This window comes from Streptomyces sp. 8N706, assembly GCF_052245415.1.
Taxonomy (GTDB): Bacteria; Actinomycetota; Actinomycetes; order Streptomycetales; family Streptomycetaceae; genus Streptomyces.
Genome location: NZ_JBQQBW010000047.1, coordinates 22,220 through 46,128 on the forward strand (window position 1 = coordinate 22,220; position 23,909 = coordinate 46,128).

Consider the following 23,909-nt stretch of genomic DNA (forward strand, 5'->3'; position numbering starts at 1 on the left):
ACCTTACTGGACGCTATTTGGGGTCGCGCGGGGAGGGTGCCCAACGCGCCGCGGCGCACCCCGAAGGGGTGGAATACGGGTCTCCGCGAGTTTTCTGACGCATCTTCGCCCAGCCTCTCACCTGCGGCGGGACCGTCCTGCCGACCGGTCCGACACCGATCCGCGCGCCACCGCCCGGCGCGCCCCGGCGGGCGGTGCTGCGCGCGCGATGACCGGCTCCGGCGCGGATCGGCCGCGGGTCCGGGCGGCTTCGGTGCCGAACGCCACAGCCCCGGGCTGATCCGCTGCGGACAGGCACCGGTCCGGGCGGATCCGGTACGGAATGTCTCCACGGCCTGGGCGGATCCGGTACGGAAACGCCCCCGCGGCCGGATCCGGTACGCAAGCCTCCGCAGACTGTACGAATCCCGTACGGAACACCTCCCGCAGCGCGGGCGGCTGCGACGCGGAACACTCCCGCGCGTTGTACCGGTACGGAAGACCCCCGCGGACCGTACGGATCTGGTACGGAACCTCCGCGGCCGGGGCGGCTGCGATGCGGAACACATCCCGGCCCGGGCGGACCCCATGCGGAACACCGCCGAGCCCGGGCGGATCCCATGCGGAACACCTCCGAGCCCGGGCGGACCCCATGCGGAACACCGCCGAGCCCGAGCGGACCCCATGCGGAACACCTCCGAGCCCGGGCGGACCGGTACGGAGTGCCTTCGGCCTCGGCAGAGCATCCGGGACGCGTAGCGGCTCGGCGCGGGGCCGGGCCTCCTCCCGGCCGGGTAGCGATATCCGGGTAGCGATTGGGGGCCCTGAGAGGGGCAGCGACATGGGGCCCGGAGCGCGGGCGCGTTACGTTTCGTACGTGGCCTATTTCGATTCCGCGTCGTCCGCCCCGCTGCACCCCGTCGCCCGGCAGGCGCTGCTCGCCTCCCTCGACGAGGGGTGGGCCGATCCCGCGCGGCTGTACCGCGAGGGGCGGCGTGCCCGGATTCTGCTGGACGCCGCGCGGGAGGCCGCCGCGTCCGCCGTGGGCTGCCGGCCCGACGAGCTCGTCTTCACCTCCTCCGGCACCCGCGCCGTGCACCGCGGGATCGCCGGCGCGCTGGCCGGGCGGCGGCGTGTCGGCGCCCATCTGGTCGTGTCCGCGGTGGAGCACTCCTCCGTCCTCCACGCCGCCGAGTCCCATGAGTCGGCCGGCGGCACGGTCACCGAGGTCGGCGTGGACCGTACGGGCCGGGTGGCGCCCGACGCGTACGAGAAGGCGCTCCGGGCGGACACCGCGCTCGCCTGTCTCCAGTCCGCGAACCACGAGGTGGGGACCGAGCAGCCGGTGGCCGACGTCGCACAGGTGTGCGGCGAGGCAGGGGTGCCGCTACTGGTGGACGCGGCGCAGTCGCTGGGGTGGGGGCCGGTCGCGGGCGACTGGTCACTGCTGACCGCAAGTGCCCACAAATGGGGCGGACCGCCCGGGGTGGGGATGCTGGCCGTACGGAAGGGTGTCCGGTTCGCCCCCCAAGGACCGGCGGACGAGCGGGAGTCGGGGCGGGCCCCCGGGTTCGAGAACATCCCGGCGGTCGTCGCGGCCGCGGCATCGCTCCGGGCCGTACAGCAGGAGGCCGTCGCCGAAGCGGCGCGGCTGCGGGCACTCGTCGACCGGATCCGCACGCGCGTTCCCCGGCTGGTGCCGGATGTCGAGGTCGTTGGCGACCCCCTGCGGCGGCTGCCGCATCTGGTCACCTTCTCCTGTCTCTATGTCGACGGGGAGACTTTGCTGCACGCCCTGGACCGGGCGGGGTTCTCGGTGTCCTCCGGGTCCTCCTGCACCTCGAGCACCCTCACGCCCAGCCATGTCCTCCGGGCCATGGGCGTACTGTCCGAGGGCAACGTACGGGTGTCACTGCCTCCCGGCACGGCGGAGGAGGACCTCGAGCGCTTTCTCTCGGTGCTGCCGGACACGGTCCGCGACGTACGCGAACGGCTGGGCGCGCCCTCGGCTGCCGCCGCCAACGGCGCGACGGCGACGGCCCCCACCACCGCCGGTGCGGAGGAGGCGGCGCTGACGGTCGACTCGCTCGGCAAGCGCTGCCCGATCCCGGTGATCGAGCTCGCGAAGGTGATCGGGGACGTGCCGGTGGGCGCTGTGGTGGCGGTGCTCTCGGACGACGAGGCGGCGCGGCTGGACATCCCGGCGTGGTGCGAGATGCGGGAGCAGGAGTACGTGGGCGAACGGGCGGGGGACGGCGGCACCGCGTACCTCGTCCGCCGTCGCGCCTGAGGCGTGTCCGACGGCGCCCCGAGGGGATCGGCGAGCGGCGTCCGGCGAGGGGGCACTCCGCCGGCCTTCGGCCGGGCGCCCCAGCGGTACCCGGCAGAGGCGCGCCGGGCGGGGTGTGCCGGACAGGGCCTGGGGTCGCACCCGGGCCGACGCGGCTCTGCCGCCGTGACAGCCGACTGCCCCCGCGGGATTCCGGCGGGGGCAGTCGGCGAGCGGGACAGGCGCGGAGGCGCGTCAGTTCAGATGGGCCTGGACCTCGGCCGCCGCGTCCTCGCCGTAGGCCTTGGTGAAGCGGTCCATGAAGTGGCCGCGCCGCAGCTCGTACTCCTGGGTGCCCACCGTCTCGATCACCAGGGTCGCGAGCATGCAGCCCAGCTGCGCCGCCCGCTCCAGCGAGAGCTCCCAGGACACGCCCGCCATGAAGCCTGCCCGGAAGGCGTCGCCCACGCCGGTCGGGTCCACCTTGGCGTCCTCGTCGGGGCAGGCGACGTCGATCGGCTTCTCACCCTGCCGTTCGATCCGTACGCCGCGGGCCCCCAGCGTCGTCACGCGCGTGCCGACCTTCTCCAGGATCTCGTCGCCCGTCCAGCCGGTCTTGCTCTCGATCAGGGCCTTCTCGTACTCATTGGTGAAGAGGTAGGCCGCACCGTCGACGAGGACACGGATGTCGTCGCCGCCCATGCGCGCCAGCTGCTGGGAGGGGTCCGCGGCGAACGGGATACCGCGCGAACGGCACTCCTCGGTGTGGCGGATCATCGCCTCCGGGTCGTCGGCTCCGACGAGCACCAGGTCGAGCCCGCCCACCCGCTGCGCCACCGGATACAGCTCGATATTGCGGGCCTCGCTCATCGCACCGGTGTAGAAGGTGGCGATCTGGTTGTGGTCGGTGTCGGTCGTGCACACGAAGCGTGCGGTGTGCTGCACCTCCGAGATACGGACCGAGGAGGTGTCCACACCGTGCCGGTCGAGCCAGGCGCGGTATTCGGCGAAGTCCGTGCCCGCCGCACCGACCATGATGGGCCGCAGGCCGAGCAGGCCCATGCCGAAGCAGATGTTGGGGGCGACGCCGCCCCTGCGTACGTCGAGCGTGTCGACGAGGAAGGAGAGCGAGACCGTGTGCAGCTGATCCGCGACCAGCTGGTCGGCGAAACGGCCGGGAAAGGTCATCAGGTGGTCGGTGGCGATGGAACCGGTGACAGCGATTCGCACGGCGGATCTGCTCCTGTGACGGTGAGAGATGAGAGGACACCCAACGCTACCCGCTGGAGGACCACCTCCTGTGGTCCGCCTGCTTCGCGCCGTCCGGCAGGCACTCCTCCGGCCTCCTGCCTCGGACCAGGGACCCGGGCCTGGGCGGCGGGCTCGTCCCCGTACTGCCCTGGCCTTCGGCAGTGAACCCCCGCCAGGTACCGGACGCGGCGGGCATGTCCCCCTCCGGACGGCGGGGCAGAGACTTTCTGTCCGAGTTCGCTCCCCCGCCTCGGCAAATTTACCCGATAGTAGGTCTATCTCGGCCGGTACAGGCTGCATACGGTTCCTGTATACGGGGTCCGCGACGAGTCGACCCCCTCGGACTGGGAGTACGTATGCCGAAGCAGCACGTCGAGTCCGTACCTCTGCCTCTCGCCACCGAGCCCGAGTCCCTGGCCGAGCTGCGCGGTGACTGCGCGCGGATGGCTCCGCACTGGACGGTCTCCTCCCAAGCCCCCGCCGAGCCCGTACCGCCGTCGCGCATCCATGGGATCTCGGTTCCGCCCGCATCCGCCCGTCTGCTGGACGGTATGTCCGAGTACGGCGACTGACGCCGGAACCGGCCAGAGTCGCGGGAACCGCGCGCTCCTCCGCTCCGTCCAATCCGCGTCCCCCGGATGAGGGACCCGACATCATCTGTCGAGCGGAGCCGAAGGAGCAATACGGTGAGCACCGAGCACAGCCCCGAGGGCACACCGGAGGATCGCACTCCCGAAAACCCGAGGCACCGGCGTTCCACGCTCGTGGCCGTATCCGTCGCGGCCGCGGTGCTTCTGGCCGGTGGCGGCGGGGCGTACTGGGCCTCGACGGCTTCGGACGGCGGCGGAGACGGTACTCCGGCCGCCGGTCAGGGCGACCCGCCGCCGCTGAAGCTGGACGGGTACGGAACGGGCGGATCCGGGAGCGCCGGGCCGGACGAGGGGATCGCGCCGGGCGAACCGGACCCGTCGGGTGCCCGCTACCGCGCGAAGGGGTCGCTGCCCGACGGTCCGGACTCGGCACATGTGTACCGGGCGCAGGGCGAGGTCTCGCGCGAGCGGGCCCAGCGGCTGGCGAAGGCCCTGGATGTGCCGGGCGCGCCGCGACTCGTCGACGACACCTGGAAGTTCGGACTGACGCGCGACGCGTCGGGGCCCACGCTGGATGTGCAGAAGAAGGCTCCGGGCACCTGGACGTATGTCCGCTACGGCAAGGGGGGCGCCGGCGGGTGCACGGAGCCGCCGATGAGCGGGCCGAAGGACCAGAAGGGCGGCACCTCCTCCTCGGCCTCCGACGCCCGCTGCCCGGCTCCGGGCGACCTCTCGCAGGAGCCCAAGGACGGCGAGGGCGACGGTGCGGGGCCGGTCTCCGAGCGGGAGGCGAAGAAGGCGGCCGGGCCGGCGCTGAAGAGCATCGGGCTGAGTGACGCGAAGCTGGACGCGAGCCGGACCATGGGCGCGCTGCGGCTCGTGAACGCCGACCCGGTGTTCGAGGGTCTGCCGACGTACGGCTGGCACACCGGGCTCCAGGTGGGCTCGGACGGTCAGGTGGCCGGGGGAAGCGGGCATCTGACGGAGCTGACGAAGGGCCCCGACTATCCGGTGCTCGGCGCCGAGGAGACGCTGAAGGAGCTCAACAAGTCCTCCGGCGGCGACAGGGTGGGAATCGACGGTTGCGCGTCGGCGGCCCCGGACCACGGTGCCGTCGGTATCGAGGGCGGTGACGCGCCGAAGGACAGCGGTCCGGACAGCGAGCAGCGGCGGGGCGACCAGCCCGGGGCGGAGGCGTGCGCGTCCGCCGGCGGGACGACGTCACAGACGCAGACGGCGCCGAAGTCGGAGCCGATGACCGTGCGCGACGCGGTGTTCGGACTGGCCATCCACTTCGTGGCCGGGAAGCAGGCCCTGGTGCCGTCGTGGATGTTCGAGGTGGAGCAGCCCGGCGCGACCGGCCCGCGGAGCACGTACACGGTGACTCACCCGGCGGTCCAGCCGAAGTACATCGCGCGGTCCACTCCCGGCGGAACACCGCCCACCTCGTCCCCGGAGAAGCCGGGCGGCGCGGCGAAAACGCGGACGCACATCGAGTCGTACAGCGTCGACGGCCGGACGCTGACCCTGCATTTCTGGGGCGGGGTGTGCAGTAACTACTCGGCTTCCGCCGACGCCTCGGACGGCACGGTGAAGGCGCAGGTCACAGGCGTGGAGAAGAAGCCCGGGAAGGTGTGCATCAAGATCGCCAAGCAGTTCGAGAAGAAGGTGACGCTCGACGAGCCGCTGGGCGACCGCGAGGTCGTGGACGCCTCGACCGGCAGGGACGTCCCGAAGAAGAAGTGAGCGGGCGGCGCGCTGCCGGACGCCGTACCGGGTCCTGCGGGCGCGAGGCTGGTACGGGCACGCGTACCGGCACGTCGTTCGGGCACGCGTACCGACACGTCGTCCAGGACGTCGTGCGGGCGGGAAAAACGCCGAGGGCGGCGGACCTGATGGTCCGCCGCCCTCGGCGTTCAGCAGTGGCCGCCCGTGTTCAGCAGTGGCCGCCGGTGGGACTCACTGGAAGGAGTCGCCGCAGGCGCAGGAGCCGGTGGCGTTCGGGTTGTCGATGGTGAAGCCCTGCTTCTCGATGGTGTCGACGAAGTCGATGGAGGCGCCGCCCAGGTACGGGGCGCTCATCCGGTCGGTGACGACCTTGACGCCGCCGAAGTCCTTCACGACATCGCCGTCGAGCGAGCGCTCGTCGAAGAAGAGCTGGTAGCGCAGGCCGGAGCAGCCACCGGGCTGGACGGCCACCCGCAGCGCGAGGTCGTCGCGGCCTTCCTGCTCCAGCAGGGCCTTGACCTTGGCCGCGGCGGCGTCGGACAGGAGGATGCCGTCACTCGCGGTGGTCTTCTCGTCCTGAACGGACATCTGCTTCTCTCCCGGGTTGTGAGGGACTGCTTGCCGTCGGCTGTAACCGGCGGGGCCGCGGATTCATTCCGGGGCCTGGCACGTTCTCTTCCGACTTCATGCTCGCACACCCCCGCACCGCGGGGCACGGGGTTGCCCGCCCGGGCCTTCCCGCCCGGGAATGCGTCACATCGACACGATGGCCATCGTCAAACTGACATGAAGCAGTTATGATAGATAGCGTCAATCAGACGAAAAGGCTTGTCTGCGGAATACAGAAAGGGTGCGTGCAGTGACCACCGCCCAAACTCTCGATGTCCAGCCGACGCCGCTTGCCCTCCTCCTGCTCGGCCGCGAGGCCGACCCGAAGAGCGAGCGCGGCGTGGAGTGCCCCGGCGACCTGCCCGCCCCGTCCGACCCGGACCTGGTGGAGCGGGCGCGCGCGGCGAAGGCGAAGCTCGGGGACAAGGTCTTCGTGCTCGGTCACCACTACCAGCGTGACGAGGTCATCCAGTTCGCCGATGTCACCGGTGACTCCTTCAAGCTGGCGCGGGACGCGGCCGCCCGGCCGCAGGCCGAGTACATCGTCTTCTGCGGTGTCCACTTCATGGCCGAGTCCGCGGACATTCTCACCACCGACGACCAGCAGGTCGTACTCCCCGATCTGGCCGCGGGCTGCTCGATGGCCGACATGGCCACGGCCGAACAGGTCGCCGAGTGCTGGGACGTGCTGGCCGAGGCTGGGGTGGCCGACGTCACGGTCCCCGTCTCCTACATGAACTCCTCCGCCGACATCAAGGCGTTCACGGGGAAGCACGGCGGCACCATCTGCACCTCCTCGAACGCCAAGCGGGCCCTGGACTGGGCCTTCGAGCAGGGCGACAAGGTCCTCTTCCTCCCCGACCAGCACCTGGGCCGCAACACCGCTGTCCGGGACATGGGGATGGAGCTGGAGGACTGCGTCGTCTACAACCCGCACAAGCCGGGCGGCGGCGTCACTCCCGAGCAGCTGCGCGCCGCGAAGATGATCCTCTGGCGCGGCCACTGCTCGGTGCACGGGCGCTTCTCGCTGGAGTCCGTACGGGACGTACGGGAGCGGATACCGGGCGTCAACGTGCTGGTCCACCCGGAGTGCAAGCACGAGGTCGTCGCGGCGGCCGACCACGTCGGCTCGACGGAGTACATCATCAAGACCCTTGAGGCCGCACCGGCAGGGTCGAAGTGGGCCATCGGCACCGAGCTGAACCTGGTCCGCCGCCTCGCGAATCGCTATGCGGACGAGGGCAAGGAGATCGTCTTCCTCGACAAGACGGTCTGCTTCTGCTCGACGATGAACCGGATCGACCTGCCGCACCTGGTGTGGGCGCTCGAGTCCCTGGCCGAGGGCAATGTCGTCAACCGCATCCAGGTGGACCCGGAGACGGAGAAGTTCGCGAAGTTGGCGCTGGAGCGGATGCTGATGCTGCCGTAGGCAGTGCCGATCGCCGGACATCCGGGGCCCGGTCACACACCGTGCGGTGCGTGACCGGGCCCCGGTGTCGTACAGCGGCCGGATGACTACCGGGATCGTGCGACGTGCCGAACCGCCGTGCCCGGGTGGGGCACTGCCTGTACGCGCCGACCACCGCCCGGGCGCCGCCCTCGAGGAGTCCACAGCGTCCTGATCCGCACCATCCGTCGTCGGTCAGGTTCCGGGGGTACGCCGGTGCGCGGCCGAGGGCGGGGGCCAGGGGCTGCGGGGTTCCTCGCCTCCATGGGGCCGGCGGGAATCCAGGCTTCCCTCCGGAGCCGCCGAGGGCCCGGAAGGTGTCACACGGGCCTGGAGAGCAAAGCGGCGCCCGCCCCCGCGCGGGGACGGGCGCCGCGGCATCGTGGCCGGTGGCGGCGCGGGTTACACGCCCGCCGGTTCCGCCTGGCGCTCGTCCGAGGAGGTCGCCGCGGCCGACTTCCCGGCCCGCTTCGCCGTCTTCTTCGTGCGGCGGCGCTCCTTGCGCAGCTCCACCATCGCGTACAGCGTCGGCACCAGCAGCAGCGTGAGCAGCGTCGAGGTGACCAGGCCACCGATCACCACCACGGCCAGCGGCTGCGAGATGAAGCCGCCGTCACCCGTGACCGACAGCGCCATCGGCAGCAGCGCGCAGATGGTCGCCAGCGCCGTCATCAGGATCGGCCGCAGCCGGTGCCGGCCGCCCTCGATCACCGCGTCGACGATGCCGTAGCCCTGTGCCCGGTACTGGTTGACGAGGTCGATCAGCACGATGGCGTTGGTGACCACGATGCCGATCAGCATCAGCATGCCGATCAGCGCCGGGACGCCCATCGGGGTGCCCGTGGCGACCAGCAGACCGATCGCCCCGGTCGCCGCGAACGGGATGGAGACCAGCAGGATCAGCGGCTGTACGAGCGACCGGAAGGTCGCGACCAGCAGCATGAAGACGATCGCGATGGCCGCCAGCATGGCCAGACCCAGCGAGGAGAACGCCTCCTGCTGGTCCTGCGAGACACCGCCGATCTCCGCCGTGGCGCCCTCCGGAAGATCGAGCTTGTCGATCTTCGACTGGAGCTGGGCGCCCACCGCTCCGGTGTTGTCACCGGTCGGCTTCGCGGTGATCGTCGCGGCCCGCGCGCCGTCGATACGGGTCTTCTGGACCGGGCCGGGGACCGTCTTGACCTCGGCGACCCGGCCGAGCTCGACCACGCCCGCCGGGGTGGCCAGCGGGAGTTTCCTCAGCTGGGCCTCCGTCGTGGCGGCCTTCTCCGACTTCACGACGATGTCGTGCTCGGTGTCGTCCAGGACCGCCTTGCCCGAGGTGGTGCCCCGCACCGCCTGGCCGACGGCCTGGCCGAGGGTGGCCTCGGTGAAGCCGAACCGGGCGGCCTGCTCGTTGCCCCTGACCGAAATCCGCGGAACGCTCTGCGCCAGGTCGCTCTGGACGTCCGTGACGTCGTCGAGCTCCGCGACCTCACCGCGTACCTGCTCGGACGCCTTCTTCAGCACGTCGGCGTCCGCCGCCTTGACCACCACGCTCAGATCCTGGCTGCCGAAGCCGTCACCGACGTTGACCGTGGTCTGGCCGATGCCCTCGCCGAGCCCGTCCAGGCCGTCGCGGATGGTGTCGATCGTCGCCTCGGAGGCGGCGGAGTCCTTCAGCTTGAGCTGGTACGAGGCCTGGTTGGCGCCCGTACCGCCGCCGAAGGCCGCCATGAGGCCGGACGAGCCGACGGTGACCTGGTAGTCCTTGATCTCCTCGATGCCGTCGAGCATCTTCTCGATCTTCTTCGAAGAGGCGTCGGCGGCGGCGAGGCTCGTCCCCGGCTTCAGCTCCTGCTTGATCGAGAGGGTGTCCTGCTCGCCCTGGTCGAAGAAGTTGGTCTTCAGCAGCGGAGCCATGCCGAAGGTGCCGATGAGCACCACGACGGCGATCACCAGGCTGGTGAAGCGGCGGCGGGTGGCGAACCGCAGCACCGGGACGTACAGCCGCTGGAGCGGGCTGCGCGCCTCCTTCTCCTCCGTGACGCGGCGCTGCTCCTCCGGGTCACCGTCGCGCGTGCTCTTCGGGGCGCGCAGGAACCAGTACGACAGCACGGGTACCACGGTGAGCGACACGATCAGCGAGGCGAGCAGGGCGACCGTGACGGTCAGCGAGAACGGGCCGAACAGCGCACCGATCATGCCACCGACGACACCGATCGGCAGGAAGACGGCGACCGTGGTGAGGGTGGAGGAGGTGATCGCGCCGGAGACCTCCTTGACCGCGGTGAGAATCGCCGACTGCCGCTCCTCGCCGTAGGACAGATGCCGCTTGATGTTCTCCAGCACCACGATCGAGTCGTCGACGACCCGTCCGATGGCTATGGTCAGCGCGCCGAGCGTCAGCATGTTGAGCGACAGATCGCGGCTCCACAGCACGATCAGAGTGATCACGACGGACAGCGGAATGGACACCGCGGTCACGATCGTGGAGCGCAGCGACACCAGGAAGACCAGGATCACCACGACGGCCATGAGCAGGCCGAGAAGCCCTTCGGTGGTCAGGCTGTCGATGGCCTTGGAGACCGCCGGGCCCTGGTCGCTGACGACCGTCAGCTTCGCGTCGGAGCCGAGGTCCTTGCGCAGTTCGGGCAGCTTGTCCCGGACCGCTTCGGAGATCGCGACGGCGCTGCCGTCCTGGCCCATTGTCATCACGATGCCGAGGCTGGGCCTGCCGTTCGTCCGGGTGATGGAGGTCGGCGTGGAGGCCTCCTCCTTGACGGTGGCGATGTCGCCGAGGCGTACGGGCTTCGCGGCGTCGCCCGTGTCACCGCCGGCCGGCGCGCCCTGACCGCCGGCGCCCGGCCCCTGGTCCCCGGCTCCTTGGCCCCCGGCTCCTTGGCCCCCGGCTCCTTCGCCGCCGGCGCCCGCGCCCTGGCCGCCCGCCGCGGGCGACACACGCAGGTCCTGGATCTGCCGCAGCGAGGTGAACCCGCCACCGACCTGGACGGTCTTGCTCTTGCCGTCCTCGGCGAAGGAACCGGCGGGCACGGACGCCCCGTTGGCCTCCAGCACCGGGCCGAGCGCGGCGGCAGTGAGACCGGCCCTGGCGAGCTTCGCGTCGTCCGGAGTGACGGAGACGATCCGGTCCTGGACGCCGTCCACGGTGACCTGGCCGACGCCGTCGATGTCCTTCAGAACGGGGATCACGCTGCGGTCGAGCCGGTCGGCAAGCGCCTGCTGGTCGCCGCCGGCGGTGGCGGCGAGGACGACGGTCGGTATGTCGTCCGTGGAGCCCGCGACGACCTGCGGGTCGACGTCCTCCGGCAGCTCGGGGCGTGCCCGGTTGACGGCCTGCTGGACATCGGCGACGAGCTGGTCCGAGCCGTTGCCATAATCGAACTTGGCCATGATGACGGCCGAGCCCTCGCTCGCCGTCGAGGTGACCCCGGTGATGCCGTCGACGGCCTCGATGGTGTCCTCGAGAGGCTCGACGACCTGCTTCTCGACCACATCGGGGGACGCACCCTGATACGGAGCCAGCACCGAGACCATGGGGAGGTCGATGGGTGGCAGCAGCTGCTGCTTGAGCTGGGGAATGGCGATGGCACCGAAGGCGATCGCGACAACCGCCATCAGGGCGATCAAACCCCGCTGTACGAGGCTGATTCTGGACAGCCAGGACATGGGTGGAGGTCTCTCTTCTGTTGCTGATCGGCAGGAGGGCTCAGCGGCCGGGCAGTCTCTCTGGCCGGCGGGACTTTACGGCCCGCTTATACGATCAGCCATGCGCTAGGTGTTTTTCCTCGCTCCCAGGTCGGTTCTCGGTCAGGGGCGAGTACCGCAGGCGCAGTACGGCCCTCTCCACCCTCACTCCACCCTGGGGCGTACCAGCCCCGACTCATAGGCGACGACCACCAGTTGGGCCCGGTCACGCGCACCGAGCTTGGCCATCGCCCGGTTCACATGGGTCTTGACGGTCAGCGGGCTGACGGCGAGCCGATCGGCGATCTCGTCGTTGGAGAGCCCGCCCGCGACGAGGACGAGGACTTCGCGCTCACGGCTGGTGAGCGCGGCGAGCCGGGCGGCCTCCCGGCCGTGCCCTCCACCGGTGCCGCCACCGGCCCGGCCGTCGCTCTGGGCGAGAAACGTGGCGATCAGCCCCTTGGTCGCCACCGGTGACAGCAGCGCCTCACCGGCCGCCGCGACGCGGATCGCGGAGAGCAGCTCATCGGGCTCGGCGCCCTTGCCGAGGAACCCGGAGGCTCCCGAGCGCAGCGACTCCACGACGTACTCGTCCACTTCGAAGGTCGTGAGCATCACGACCCGTACGCCGTCCAGGGCGGGGTCGGCGCTGATCTCGCGGGTGGCGGTGAGTCCGTCGGTGCCGGGCATCCGGATGTCCATGAGGACGACGTCGACGCCGAGTTCGCGTACGAGCCGTACGGCCTCCGCGCCGTCGGACGCCTCTCCGACCACCTCCATATCGGCCTCGGAGTCGACGAGAACCCGGAACGCGCTCCGCAGCAACGCCTGGTCGTCGGCGAGCAGGACTCTGATGGTCGGCGGCTTCGGCGGCTCGTCGGTCATGCGCACAGAGTAAGCACCGGATCCCCTGCCCGTCCGCCGCGGGCAGCACGGCCCCGCGGTTGTCTCCTCCCCTCCGGCTCGCACCGAGTGGGCGCGGCGGGCCGAGCGCCGCGCTCCACGGTGCGTCAGGGTGCCTCTGTACGAGCCCGGGACGGCACGGGGGCGCCCCGCTCGCGAGCAGCAGCCGGACCCGGAACCGGAACCGGAACCGGAGTCAATCCCTGGTGTCCCTCGCGGTCGTGAGCGGCAGACGTACGTGGACCCGGAAGCCGCCTGCGTAACGAGGGCCCGCCTCGCAGTCCCCGCCGAGCGCCGCGGCTCGTTCCCGCATGCCCATCAGGCCGTGCCCGCCGCCGTCGTCCGCGCCACCCGCGTCCGGGCGGCTGTCGCGCCGGGTGCCCTGCTCCCCCGCCTGCGCCCGCAACGGTGCGCCCACCCCGTCGTCGAGGACCGTGATCTCCAGGGACTCCGGTGCCCTGGCGATACGGACCGTGGCGCGCGCCTGCTCGCCCGCATGTTTGTGGACGTTGGTCAGCGCCTCCTGGACGACCCGGTAGGCGGTCAGGTCGACGGCCGCCGGGAGGTCGCCGACGACCGTGACCGCCTGCCGCGGACTGCGGCTGTGCCAGGGGCCCTTCGGCGCGAGCGAGGACACCTCGACGTCCACGGGCAGCCCGGCGCGGGTGAACCCGTCGACCAGCTGGTCGAGGACGCCGAGGCCGGGGGCCGGCTCGGTGGGGGCCTCCGGGTCACCGGTCTGGCGCAACAGCCCGACCGTCGCACGGAGTTCGTGCAGCGCGGAACGGCTGGCCTCCCGTACGTGGGCCAGGGCCTCCTTGGCCTGGTCGGGGCGGTTGTCCATGACATGGGCCGCCACTCCGGCCTGGACGTTGACCAGCGCGATGTGATGGGCGACGACGTCGTGCAGCTCGCGGGCGATGCGCATGCGCTCCTCGGCGACCCGGCGACGGGCCTCCTCCTCACGGGTCCGCTCGGCCCGTTCGGCCCGCTCGCGTATCGCGTCGACGACGGCCCGTCGGCTGCGGACGGCATCGCCCACCGCGGCGGCCATGCCCGTCCAGGCGAAGATGTTGAGGTTCTGGTACCCGTACCAGGGCCAGGTGCCGAGGTACATCGCGGCGGCGGTGAGTCCGAGGACCGTGAACGCGCCGACTCGCCAGGTCGTGGACCGGTCGGTGCGTGAGGCGACGGTGTACAGCGCCACGGCGGCGGTGAAGGCGACCGGTGCTCCCAGGTCGTCGGGGCCGGACAGCAGCTCGAGCAGGGTGAGTGCGCCGGTGACGGCCAGAACGCGTCGCGGTGTACGGCGGCGCAGTACCAGCGCCAGGCACGCGAGGCCGGCGAGGCCGACGCTCCACACATCCGGCCTGCGCTCCCCGATACGGGGGCCGGTGGGCCCCTGCGGGTCGGTCACCAGAGTGAGGAGGACGAGCGCGAGCACGACCGCGGCGACCGCCGCGTCGAGGGCGAGCGGATGGGCACGCAGCCAGCGCTGCGGGCGGGCGAGGCCCTGTCCGACGGCGAGGGAAGTCACGAGAAGCAACGGTAAGTGCTCGCGCGGTGGCGCAGGCACCATACGGCCCGGTCACCCGGAACGGACCGGACCGCGCGGGACGACGCCTGCCGCGGGGTGTGACCTGGGCCGGCGAGTGCTGTCGTCCGGGATTCCAGGGCGTTCCGGGCCCGGCGTTCCGGGCCCGGGCGCTCTCAGCCCGGGATGAGGCCGTCGTCCCTGAGCATCGCCCGTACCTCTCCGAGCGTGGCGTCCGGGGACGGCAGGATCAGCTCGGACGGTTCCAGGGAGTCGTCGGGCAGCGGCTCGCCGAGCCGGCGCACCTCGTCCAGCAGCGAGCCGAGCGTCCGGCGGAAGCCGTCCACGTCGCCGCCCTCCATCTCCGCGAGCAGTTCGTCGTCGAGCTTGTTCAGCTCGGCGAGGTGGCTGTCCGCCAGGACCAGCTGCCCCTCACCCATGATCCGCACGATCATGACGACCTCCCGATACGCCTCGCCGGGCGAGGGGTCTACTGCTTGTCGAACTTGTGCCGCTCCTGCGGCTGCTGCTCGCTCTGGTCCTGAGCCCCACCCTCAATAGCCTGCTGGGAACCGCTGCCGCCCGCCAGTTCGGCCTTCATCCGCTGGAGCTCCAGCTCGACGTCCGAACCGCCCGAGATCCGGTCCAGTTCGGCGGTGATGTCGTCCTTGGCCATACCGGTGGGGTCGTCCAGCGCTCCGGAGGCGAGCAGCTCGTCGATCGCGCCGGCGCGCGCCTGGAGCTGCGCGGTCTTGTCCTCGGCCCGCTGGACCGCCATGCCGACGTCACCCATCTCCTCGGAGATGCCGGAGAAGGCCTCGCCGATACGGGTCTGGGCCTGTGCGGCGGTATAGGTGGCCTTGATGGTCTCCTTCCTGGTGCGGAAGGCGTCCACCTTCGCCTGCAGGCGCTGGGCGGCGAGCGTCAGCTTCTCCTCCTCGCCCGACAGCGTCTGGTGCTGGGTCTCGAGGTCGGTGACCTGCTGCTGAAGGGCGGCCCGGCGGGACAGCGCCTCCCGGGCGAGGTCCTCACGGCCCAGCGCGAGTGCCTTGCGGCCCTGGTCCTCCAGCTTGGTGGACTGGCCCTGCAGCTGGCCGAGCTGGAGCTCCAGCCGCTTGCGGGAGGTCGCCACGTCGGCGACGCCCCGGCGGACCTTCTGCAGCAGCTCGAGCTGCTTCTGGTACGAGTAGTCGAGGGTCTCGCGCGGGTCCTCGGCCCGGTCCAGGGCCTTGTTGGCCTTCGCGCGGAAGAGCATCCCCATCCGCTTCATGACACCGCTCATGGGCCTCGCGCGCCCCCTTCGGGCTCGGACTCAAGCACTCAGTTCTACAGACCCCACAGTACGGGCCCTGCTTCCATTACCGCACTGTTCGGACGCGGATGCGCTCCTCCTCCAGGACGATCACACACAGGTCTTCTCCGGCCCAGGGAGTAGAGGGAGGGAGGGCCGCCCGGACGGCGCCCCCGGCGGCGTCCGGGCGGCCCTCGGTTCTCCGGCGCCGGGGGACGCCGTGCCCCGGTGCCGATGCCGGTGATGTTGCCGGTGCCGCTGGTGTCGGCCATGCCGTTGCCGGATCGTTCCCACGGCGGGCTGGGGTCCACCGGCGGGACCCCGTACCCTTGGGCTTTGTGTTCCGAAGCCGTTCCAAGGACGAGCAGGCCGCTGTCACCAAGATGACCGCGGACCAGCCGCAGCAGCCCCGTGATCCGCAGGCGCCCAAGGGCCGCCCCACTCCCAAGCGCAGCGTGGCCCAGTCGCAGCGCCGGAGCATGGCGTCCACGCCGACCAACCGCAAGGACGCCGCCAAGCGCCAGCGCGAAGCGCGACGCGCGGATCTGGCCAAGCAGCGCGAGGCGCTGGCGAGCGGTGACGAGCGGTATCTCCCGGCCCGTGACAAGGGCCCCATCCGCCGGTTCGCCCGCGACTTCATCGACTCGCGCTTCAGCGTCGCCGAGTTCTTCCTGCCGCTCGCGGTGCTCATCCTGGTGCTGAGCATGCTGCCGTCGCCGCAGGTCAAGAACCTCTCTCTGCTGCTCTGGCTGGTCGTGATCGTACTGATCGTGATCGACTCGATCGGTGTCGCCATCCGTCTGAAGAAGCAGCTGCGGAGCCGCTTCCCGAACGAGAACCTCCGCGGCGCCGTGCCGTACGCCCTGATGCGCAGCCTCCAGATGCGTCGGCTGCGGCTGCCGAAGCCGCAGGTCAAGCGGGGAGAGCGGCCCTGAGCGCTGCGCCCTGCCAGGGGGCCGGGGACGCACCGTCGGCCGCATGGAACCCCGGTGGGGCGACGGGCTGGCTCAGTGGACTCGGAGGTCTGCGGAACACCGTCCGCCAGGAGCTGGTCGCCCGGCAGCTCGAGGAACAGATGGCCGGGCGCTTCCCGGTGGGCCGGCGGCTGCGGATCCTCGACGTGGGGCTGGGTCAGGGCACACAGGCGCTCCGGCTCGCCCGCGCCGGACACGAGGTCACCGGACTGGAGTCCGACGCCCGGATGCTGGCGACGGCCCGGACCGCGCTGGCCGCCGAGCCGGAGGGCATCCGCGAGCGGGTGCGGCTGATCGAGGGCGACGGACGCGAGACGGGCGTGCACTTCCTTCCGGGCAGCTTCGATGTGGTGCTGTGCCATGGCGTGCTGATGTACCTCAGCGAGCCGGACCCGTTCCTGGCGGGCCTCGCCCGGGTGCTGGCCCCCGGCGGCCTGCTCTCGCTGCTCGTACGGAACGCCGACGCGCTGGCGATGCGCCCCGGGCTGGCCGGCGACTGGGACACCGCGCTGGCCTCGTTCGACTCCCCCGCGTACACCAACCGCATCGGTCTGCGGGTGCGCGCCGACCGGCTGTCCGCGCTCACGACCACGCTGGACGGGATCGGCGCGCCGCTGCACACCTGGTACGGCGTCCGTGTCTTCACCGACCTCGCCGCCGACGACGAGCGGCCGCCGGGCCCCGAGCAGCTGGAGCGGATACTCGCCGCGGAGGAACGGGCGGGCCGCACCGACCCGTATCGCGCGGTCGCGGCCCTGCTGCACCTGTGCGGCGTCCGGGGCTGAAGCGGGGTGAACCCGATCCGGCCGGGCCGGAACCGGAAGCTGCGCCGCGGGACCCGGGCCGGCCGGGGCCCGGCTCGGAGCGCCGATCGGGGGTCGGCCCCGGAACAACGGTGACGGCCGCTCCGAGGCCCCGGCGGCGGGGTTGGCGGCCGCCCTTCTACGCCTCCTCGGCGTGCAGGCTCATCGGCCCGTAGATCTTGGTGCGGTCCTCGAAGAGGGTCACCTGTGCGGTCCCGCCCTCCAGCAGGTCCTTCCAGACTTCGCCGATCCAGGACTCCGCGTCCCCCTGGGTGCTGAACTCCTCGGGCTCCACCGCGGGCACCGTCTCCGTCCCGTCGGACTTCTCGAACCGCCACGTCCACGCCATGTCCGCCTCCTGAGTCCCTCCGAGTACGTGCTGCCCGCAGCCTAACGGGCTGTACGGGTGGCCCCGCGCGCCCGTGACGCGGCGACGCGAGACGATCGGGGCGTGGAACTCACTTTCCTCGGCACCGGAGCCCCCGGCGGACTGCCCCGCCCCGACTGTCCGTGCGCGGCGTGCGCGACCGCCACCGGCGAGGAGGCGCGGTCCGCCACAGCGCTGCTCGTGGACGGCGCGCTGCTGCTCGACCTCACCCCCGGCGCCGCGCTCGCCGCCGCGCGCGCGGGGCAGTCACTGGTCGGCGTACGACAGGTGCTGCTGTCGCACCCGCACGACGGGCCGGCCGTGGACGTGCCGGCCGGGCTGCCCGCCCCCGGGCGGGTGCCGGACGGGCGGGAGCTGGCGCTGATCAGCGGTCATCGGGTCCGGGCCGTCGCGATGGACGTGCCGGGCACCGGCTACGCGGTCACGGGGCCGGACGGGGAGAAACTGCTGTACCTCCCGCCGGGGGCGTCGCCCGCGGGGCTCGGGGCGGGCGGCCTCGAACCGTACGACATGGCCGTGCTCGATGTGATCGTGCGCCCCGACGCGCTCGCCCGGCTGCGGGCGGCGGGCGCGGTCACGGCGGCCACCGATGTGATCGCCGCCCACATCGACCACGAGGTGCCGCCGGGGGCCGAACTGCGCCGCAGGCTGGCGGCGGCGGGGACGCGCGCCGTGACGGACGGGGAGACCGTACGCGTCGGTGAGCACGGCGAGTACGCGGCCCTGCCCGCCCCGCCGCGGCGCACCCTGGTCCTCGGCGGGGCACGCTCGGGGAAGTCGGTGGAGGCGGAGCGGCGGCTGTAGTCGTTCCCCGAAGTGGTGTACGTCGCGACGGGCGGCACCCGTGAGGGCGACGGCGACTGGGCGGACCGGATCGCCCTCCACCGGGAGCGCCGCCCGGGCTCCTGGCGGACGCTGGAGACCTGCGACCTGGTCCCGCTGCTCGCGGAGGACGGGCCTCCGCTGCTGATCGACTGCCTCGCGCTGTGGCTGACGGACGCGATGGACGCGGCCGGGGCGTGGGACGACGAGCGCTGGGCGGCGGGCGGCCGCCGTGAGCTGCGCGAGCGGACGGACGCGCTGGTGTCGGCGGTGCGGGGGACGCGTCGCCGGGTGGTCGCCGTCTCGAACGAGGTCGGCTCCGGTGTGGTCCCGGCGACCGCGGCCGGCCGTCGCTTCCGCGACGAACTCGGGCGCCTCAACGCGGCCTTCGCGGCGGAGTGCGAACACGTCCTCCTGGTGGTGGCGGGCCAGGCGCTCCCCCTCCGCTGAACGGCCTCCGCCCGGGGCCGCACGGCCCGCACGGCGACACCTGCCGTACGGCGGCTGCGGGCCGCGCCTCCGCCCGGAGCCACACCTCCCGTACGGCGGCTGCGGGCTGCGGCTCCGCCCCGGGCGAGCACCACGGCCCGCAGGGCATGGCCCCCATGGCACCGGATGACCGGCAGCCGATGCCGGCGGAGTCACCCAGCGACCGCCACACCGGCCCCCGCCGGTCCCCCGCCCCCGCCGCGTCAGGTAATGCCTCAGCGGAGGAACCGCCTGAGGGCTTGATGCCCACGTGCGGGCCTCCGGTCCGGCGGCCGCGCTCGGCACCGCGCCGACAGCCCGTCCCGCGCCCTGCCATGGCGGGCCGCTGCCCCGTGGCAGGGAGCGCCCGGCAGCGAGTGGCCCCGTGGAGCTTGGTGCCCCCCTGGAGCTTGGTGCCCCCCTGGAGCTTGGTGCCCCCGTGAGCCTTCCGACGCCCGCCACAGCGGCATTCGGCCCGTCGGTCCGCCCCGCCGTGGGCGTTCATCGGGTCTCCGCCCGGGTGGCACGGGCCCGGCACGCAACGGTCGCGCCGCCCCGGTAGGGTTCGGCGGATGAGCGGCCTGAATCTCGACGACTTCGGCAATGTGATCGAGCGCCCCGACTCCGGCGTCCGGCGCGACGCCGAGGAGCGGCGGGAGCGCTTCGTCGCGCCCCCCGGTTCGTTCGGACGCCTCGACGAGCTCGGCGAGTGGCTCGCCGCCGCGCAGGGCGCGGTGCCGGTGAAGCCCGTCGAGCGGCCCCGCGTCGTCCTCTTCGCCGGCGACCACGGAATCGCCGCGCTCGGGGTGTCCGCCCGCCCCGCCGGTACCGCCCACCGGCTCGTACGGGCCGTCCTCGAGGGCGAGAGCCCCGTCGCCGTACTCGCCCGCCGCTTCGGGACCTCCGTGCGGGTCGTCGACATGGCGCTGGACTGCGACCCGGCCGAGCTGCCCGAGGACGTCGTACGGCACCGGGTCCGCCGTGGCTCGGGCCGTATCGACATCGAGGACGCGCTGACCGCCGAGGAGGCGGAGCAGGCGTTCCGCGCCGGAATGGCGGTCGCCGACGAGGAGGCCGACTCCGGCACGGACCTCGTCGTCCTCGGGGATCTCAGCGTGGGCGGAACGACTGCGGCCGGTGCGCTGATCGCCGCGCTCTGCGGCACCGACGCGTCCGTGGTCACCGGTCGTGGCGGCGCCCGTATCGACGACCTCGCCTGGATGCGCAAGTGTGCGGCGATCCGTGACGCGCTCCGGCGCGCCCGCCCCGTCCTCGGCGACCAGCTGGAACTGCTGGCCACCACCGGCGGCGCGGACGTCGCCGCCATCACCGGCTTTCTGCTCCAGTGCGCGGTCCGGCGCACCCCCGTGGTGCTCGACGGCGTCGTGTCCGCCGCGTGTGCGCTGGTCGCCCAGCGGGTGGCGTTCCGGGCGCCGGACTGGTGGCTGGCGGGTCATACGAGCGGCGAGCCGGCGCAGGCCAAGGCCCTGGACCGGATGGCGCTCAACCCTCTGCTCGACCACGGCGTCACCGGGGGCGAGGGAACGGGAGCGCTGCTCGCCCTGCCACTGGTGCAGGCGGCCGCCGCTCTCTGGGCGGAACTCCCGGAGCGTCCGTCCGCCGGGCCCGGTACGACAGCAGACCCGCCAGAGCCGGCGGACCTGGGCGGCCCGGACGCTGCGGCCGCTTCGGCCGACGAACCGTCGGAGGATTCCGAACGCGACTGATCACCAGCACCTCGCGATCGTTGGGTTCTCCCGCCATAACTTCAGAGCCATATGATCGCTTTTCATGGGAGACGTCCGCTTGAGTCACGATCGCACCGATGTGGTTGACCGTGCATCAACTCCCGCTCGTACGCCTGGACAGGCGCGCCGGCCGGGGCGCACCGGGGAGCCGGAGGGGGCCCGTGGGGCGGAGCGCGGCCGCGGGGCGGAAGCCGGGCCGAGGTCCGGCCGGGCGCGGGCCCGCAGTGCCGCCTTCGCCGTCTGGTATCTGCGCGTGGTCACCTTCGTCAATCTCCTCGGCGCCGTCTGGGTGTCCCTGGGCCAGGGCGTCCGCCGGCACAACATCGACGAGTTCTTCACGCCGTACCTGCTCACCGCGGGTTTCGCCTCGGGCGTCTTCACGTTCTTCCTGGCGGTCACGATGCGCCGCCGCAAGCGGGCGGCGTGGATCCTCAACCTCGTACTGGCGAGTCCGTTCTGCGCCCTCCTGTGCCTGGCGATGACGCTGCCGGAGTTCAACCGGCATGTGCAGAACTGGATCTCCTTTCTCCTCACCCTCCTCTTCGTCGTGTCGCTGCTCGTGGGCCGCCGCGAGTTCTACGCCACGGGCGACCGGTCCAACCCCAGGCTCGCGGCGGTGGTCGCGGCCGGCGGCTTCCTGGCCGCCTCGCTCGTCGCGACGCTCCTGGTCACGGTCAGCAACACCGCCGACGACAGCGCTCGCTCGACCTTCCTGGACCGCTTCCACTACGCGGTGCTGCGGCTGATCTCCCTCGCGGCCGACGAGTCCGTCTTCGAGGGCATCTCCCCTCCGCCCTGGGTGGATGTCTTCATCAATGTGATGAGCACGCTGCTGCTGTTCGCCGTGGTGTGGGCCGCGTTCCGCTCCCGCCGCGCCACGGATCCGATGGGCCCGGAGGACGAGGCGCAGCTGCGCGCGCTGCTGGAGCGTCATGGGGAGCGCGACTCGCTGGGCTATTTCGCCCTGCGCCGCGACAAGAGCGTCATCTGGTCGCCGACGGGCAAGTCCGCGATCACGTACCGGGTCGTGGGAGGCGTCTCGCTGGCCTCCGGCGATCCCATCGGCGACCCCGAGGCCTGGCCGGGGGCGATCGACCGCTGGCTCGCCGAGTGCCGTGAACACGCGTGGATCCCCGCGGTGATGGGAGCGGGAGAGGAGGGCGGCACCATCTACGCCCGGCACGGGCTCGATGCCCTCGAACTGGGCGACGAGGCCCTCGTCGAGGTCGGCGACTTCACCCTCGAAGGCCGCGCCATGCGGACCGTGCGCCAGGCGTACAACCGGGTACGCCGGGCCGGCTACACCGTCCGTATCCGCCGCCACGAGGACATCCCGGAGACCGAGATGGCCGAGCTGCTGCGCCGTGCGGACGACTGGCGGGACGGTGCGACCGAGCGCGGCTTCTCCATGGCGCTCGGCCGGCTCGGGGACCCGGGCGACGGCCGCTGCGTGATGCTCGAATGCACGGACGCCGACGGCGCACTGCGGGCGCTGCTGAGCTTTGTCCCCTGGGGACCGGAGGGACTGTCGCTCGATCTGATGCGCAGGGACCGGGATGCCGAGAACGGCCTGATGGAGTTCATGGTCATCGAACTGCTCCAGCGGGCTCCGGAGGTCGGCATCAGCCAGGTCTCGCTGAACTTCGCGATGTTCCGGTCCGTCTTCGAGCGCGGTGCGAAGCTGGGCGCCGGCCCGGTGCTGCGGTTGTGGCGCTCACTGCTGAGTTTCTTCTCGCGCTGGTGGCAGATCGAGTCGCTGTACCGGGCCAACGCGAAGTACCGGCCGATCTGGGAGCCCCGCTACCTCCTGTTCGAGAAGAGCGTCGAGCTGCCCCGTATCGCCATCGCGAGCGCCCGTGCCGAGGGGTTCCTGGAAGCTCCCGCGCTGCCCGCCTGGCTGAGCCACCGTCACCGGCTCGGACCGAAACGGCCCCGCTGAGCGAGCGGCGGGGCCGCAGGCGGCGAGCGCTCCCGACGCCGCGTCTCCCGTCTGCCCCATCCCGTCTCCCGTCTCCCGTATCTCCTCTCCCGTATCCGGTGTGCCCGAGTTGCGCGGCGTGGCGGCATCCGGCTCCCTGGGCCTTCGCCCCGTGCGCGCCCGTGGCCGTCTGCCCTGCGGGCCGTCTCCCCGCCGCTCCTCGCCGCTCTCCGCCCGTGCCGGGCGTCGCCCCGTCGGCCTCAGCGCGTACGGCCGGCGCCTGCCCGGGGGTCGCCGCGCCGCCGGAGAGACCGTGCCGTCGAGGGTCCCGCCCCGGGGTCGGCCCGCCGGGGGGTCGTCGCGCCGTCGGGGCCGTCGGGACGCCGGGGGCCGTCGGGGCGTTGTGCCGTCAGCGTTCGGGGAACCCCGCCACCAGATCCTGGAAGCGACGGCTCAGCCGGTCCCAGCGTTTGTCGTGCCGGTATGCCCGCACCCGGGACTTCGCCCGCGCGCGCGGCCGCCTGCGGTACGCCCGCTTTGCCCAGGGCGAGCCCGGGCGGGCGAGGCGTACAGCGCCGAAGAGGGCGAGAAACGGCACGAGGACTCCGATCACCGCCAGCCGGGTCTTCCCCTTGAGCAGGGCGATGAGCACGATGAAGAAGTTCAGACCGACGGTGATCGCCACGGTGGCACGGTCCTGCTGCTCGTCGGAGGAGAGATCGTTCACCCCGAACGGCAGGAAGCCGACCAGCATCAGCCCGACGACGGCCGCGGTGAGGACGACGACTTCGACACTCTGCCGCCCCTGGTCGGTCCAGTAGACATCGGCGAGGTGGAGGATGAGCGCGAACTCGTCGAGCACCAGCCCCGCTCCGACCCCGAACAGGACGGCGGCGAGACCGGTGCCGAAGCCGTGCCGGCCACCGGCGATCGCGGCGAAGCCGCCGACGATGGTGAGGATGACACCCGGAACGACGTGATGGACGTGGACGCCGCCCGGGGTGACGTTACGGAAGGGGCCTTTCCCCGCCCGGATCATACGGGTGATCGAACGGGTGATCAGAAAGGTCAGGATGAAGGCGAAAAGCGCGAGGAGCAGAGGCAGTTTTCCGGGCTCGGCGACATTGCTCTCCCACCAGTGACCCATGACACCCGCTCCCGCTTCGGCTATGCCCGGCATGACCGCCTCTGCGCAATTTACTGCCGGGGGGCTCGGGATAGCCTGCGCGCGATGACCGACACGACTCCGGAACCTGCCCCCGGCCCGTCCGGCCCCTCCGACGCCTCAGCCGCCGCAGCCGCCTCCGGCTCCGCCGAGGTCTCCCGACCGTCCGGCTCCACCGAGCCCTCCGCGGACCCCGTCGGCGCCGACATCGCCGGACCGTCCGCCTCCTCCACGGCCTCGGGGGATTCCGAAGGGACCCGGGAGCCCGAGAACTCCCGGAACGTCGAGGAGTCCGAAGGGCCCGGGGAGTCCCACGACTTCGAGAATCCCGAAGG

17 protein-coding genes and 1 pseudogene are annotated in these 23,909 nt (G+C 72.1%); 9 read left to right on the top strand and 9 right to left on the bottom strand.

Annotated features, from left to right (window positions below; all coding sequences use genetic code 11):
* Positions 1–856: 856 nt before the first annotated feature.
* Entirely contained in the window at positions 857–2,269 is a 1,413-nt protein-coding gene (locus tag ACTWQE_RS19115) for a cysteine desulfurase/sulfurtransferase TusA family protein (protein WP_443330187.1), read from the top strand.
* Positions 2,270–2,503: 234 nt separating this feature from the next.
* Here the strand turns inward: ACTWQE_RS19115 and ACTWQE_RS19120 are convergent, their stop codons facing one another.
* Complete coding sequence (locus tag ACTWQE_RS19120) at positions 2,504–3,478, bottom strand: carbohydrate kinase family protein (RefSeq protein ID WP_443330188.1); 975 nt, start codon at positions 3,476–3,478, stop codon at positions 2,504–2,506.
* A gap of 377 nt (positions 3,479–3,855) precedes the next feature.
* On the opposite strand from ACTWQE_RS19120, the gene ACTWQE_RS19125 reads away from it, so the two are divergent.
* Positions 3,856–4,071 carry a hypothetical protein gene (locus tag ACTWQE_RS19125; RefSeq protein WP_443330189.1) on the top strand — a complete coding sequence of 72 codons (216 nt, stop codon included), beginning with the start codon at positions 3,856–3,858 and terminating at the stop codon, positions 4,069–4,071.
* Positions 4,072–4,185: 114 nt separating this feature from the next.
* A complete protein-coding gene (locus ACTWQE_RS19130) occupies positions 4,186–5,835 on the top strand; it encodes a hypothetical protein (protein WP_443330190.1) in 1,650 nt (549 codons plus the stop codon).
* Between the two features lie 213 nt (positions 5,836–6,048).
* Here the strand turns inward: ACTWQE_RS19130 and ACTWQE_RS19135 are convergent, their stop codons facing one another.
* Positions 6,049–6,405: an iron-sulfur cluster assembly accessory protein gene (locus tag ACTWQE_RS19135; protein ID WP_443330191.1), complete on the bottom strand. Its 357-nt coding sequence runs from the start codon at positions 6,403–6,405 to the stop codon at positions 6,049–6,051.
* A 262-nt stretch (positions 6,406–6,667) separates the two neighbouring features.
* Here ACTWQE_RS19135 and nadA point away from each other — a divergent pair, with 262 nt between their 5' ends.
* Positions 6,668–7,855: a quinolinate synthase NadA gene (nadA, locus tag ACTWQE_RS19140; RefSeq protein WP_443330192.1), complete on the top strand. Its 1,188-nt coding sequence runs from the start codon at positions 6,668–6,670 to the stop codon at positions 7,853–7,855.
* Between the two features lie 420 nt (positions 7,856–8,275).
* On the opposite strand, the gene ACTWQE_RS19145 is transcribed toward nadA, so the two are convergent.
* From ACTWQE_RS19145 to ACTWQE_RS19165, 5 genes are all read right to left on the bottom strand, one after another.
* Entirely contained in the window at positions 8,276–11,542 is a 3,267-nt protein-coding gene (locus ACTWQE_RS19145; protein ID WP_443330193.1) for an efflux RND transporter permease subunit, read from the bottom strand.
* Positions 11,543–11,725: 183 nt separating this feature from the next.
* Complete coding sequence (locus ACTWQE_RS19150) at positions 11,726–12,445, bottom strand: response regulator (RefSeq protein ID WP_443330194.1); 720 nt, start codon at positions 12,443–12,445, stop codon at positions 11,726–11,728.
* Positions 12,446–12,659: 214 nt separating this feature from the next.
* Positions 12,660–14,009, bottom strand: a complete 1,350-nt coding sequence (locus tag ACTWQE_RS19155) for a sensor histidine kinase (RefSeq protein WP_443330195.1) — start codon at positions 14,007–14,009, stop codon at positions 12,660–12,662.
* 164 nt (positions 14,010–14,173) lie between these two features.
* The gene (gene pspAA, locus ACTWQE_RS19160; protein ID WP_443330196.1) at positions 14,174–14,452 is read right to left on the bottom strand and encodes a PspA-associated protein PspAA; all 279 of its coding nucleotides are present in this window, start codon (positions 14,450–14,452) and stop codon (positions 14,174–14,176) included.
* A gap of 35 nt (positions 14,453–14,487) precedes the next feature.
* A complete protein-coding gene (locus tag ACTWQE_RS19165; RefSeq protein ID WP_443330205.1) occupies positions 14,488–15,267 on the bottom strand; it encodes a PspA/IM30 family protein in 780 nt (259 codons plus the stop codon).
* A gap of 359 nt (positions 15,268–15,626) precedes the next feature.
* On the opposite strand from ACTWQE_RS19165, the gene ACTWQE_RS19170 reads away from it, so the two are divergent.
* Positions 15,627–16,223: a DUF3043 domain-containing protein gene (locus ACTWQE_RS19170; RefSeq protein ID WP_443330197.1), complete on the top strand. Its 597-nt coding sequence runs from the start codon at positions 15,627–15,629 to the stop codon at positions 16,221–16,223.
* A 113-nt stretch (positions 16,224–16,336) separates the two neighbouring features.
* Positions 16,337–17,047, top strand: coding sequence for a class I SAM-dependent methyltransferase (locus tag ACTWQE_RS19175; RefSeq protein ID WP_443330206.1), 711 nt, complete (start codon positions 16,337–16,339; stop codon positions 17,045–17,047).
* A 157-nt stretch (positions 17,048–17,204) separates the two neighbouring features.
* Here the strand turns inward: ACTWQE_RS19175 and ACTWQE_RS19180 are convergent, their stop codons facing one another.
* Positions 17,205–17,414 carry a hypothetical protein gene (locus ACTWQE_RS19180; RefSeq protein WP_443330198.1) on the bottom strand — a complete coding sequence of 70 codons (210 nt, stop codon included), beginning with the start codon at positions 17,412–17,414 and terminating at the stop codon, positions 17,205–17,207.
* Between the two features lie 102 nt (positions 17,415–17,516).
* Between ACTWQE_RS19180 and ACTWQE_RS19185 the strand changes: the two are divergent.
* The 3 genes and pseudogenes from ACTWQE_RS19185 to ACTWQE_RS19195 all read left to right on the top strand — a co-directional run bounded on the left by ACTWQE_RS19185 (position 17,517) and on the right by ACTWQE_RS19195 (position 22,430).
* Positions 17,517–18,725, top strand: a pseudogene (locus ACTWQE_RS19185) (bifunctional adenosylcobinamide kinase/adenosylcobinamide-phosphate guanylyltransferase).
* A 590-nt stretch (positions 18,726–19,315) separates the two neighbouring features.
* The gene (cobT, locus tag ACTWQE_RS19190; protein WP_443330199.1) at positions 19,316–20,470 is read left to right on the top strand and encodes a nicotinate-nucleotide--dimethylbenzimidazole phosphoribosyltransferase; all 1,155 of its coding nucleotides are present in this window, start codon (positions 19,316–19,318) and stop codon (positions 20,468–20,470) included.
* 64 nt (positions 20,471–20,534) lie between these two features.
* The gene (locus ACTWQE_RS19195) at positions 20,535–22,430 is read left to right on the top strand and encodes a phosphatidylglycerol lysyltransferase domain-containing protein (RefSeq protein WP_443330200.1); all 1,896 of its coding nucleotides are present in this window, start codon (positions 20,535–20,537) and stop codon (positions 22,428–22,430) included.
* A gap of 388 nt (positions 22,431–22,818) precedes the next feature.
* Here the strand turns inward: ACTWQE_RS19195 and ACTWQE_RS19200 are convergent, their stop codons facing one another.
* Entirely contained in the window at positions 22,819–23,556 is a 738-nt protein-coding gene (locus ACTWQE_RS19200; protein WP_443330201.1) for a hypothetical protein, read from the bottom strand.
* Positions 23,557–23,909: the final 353 nt, after the last annotated feature.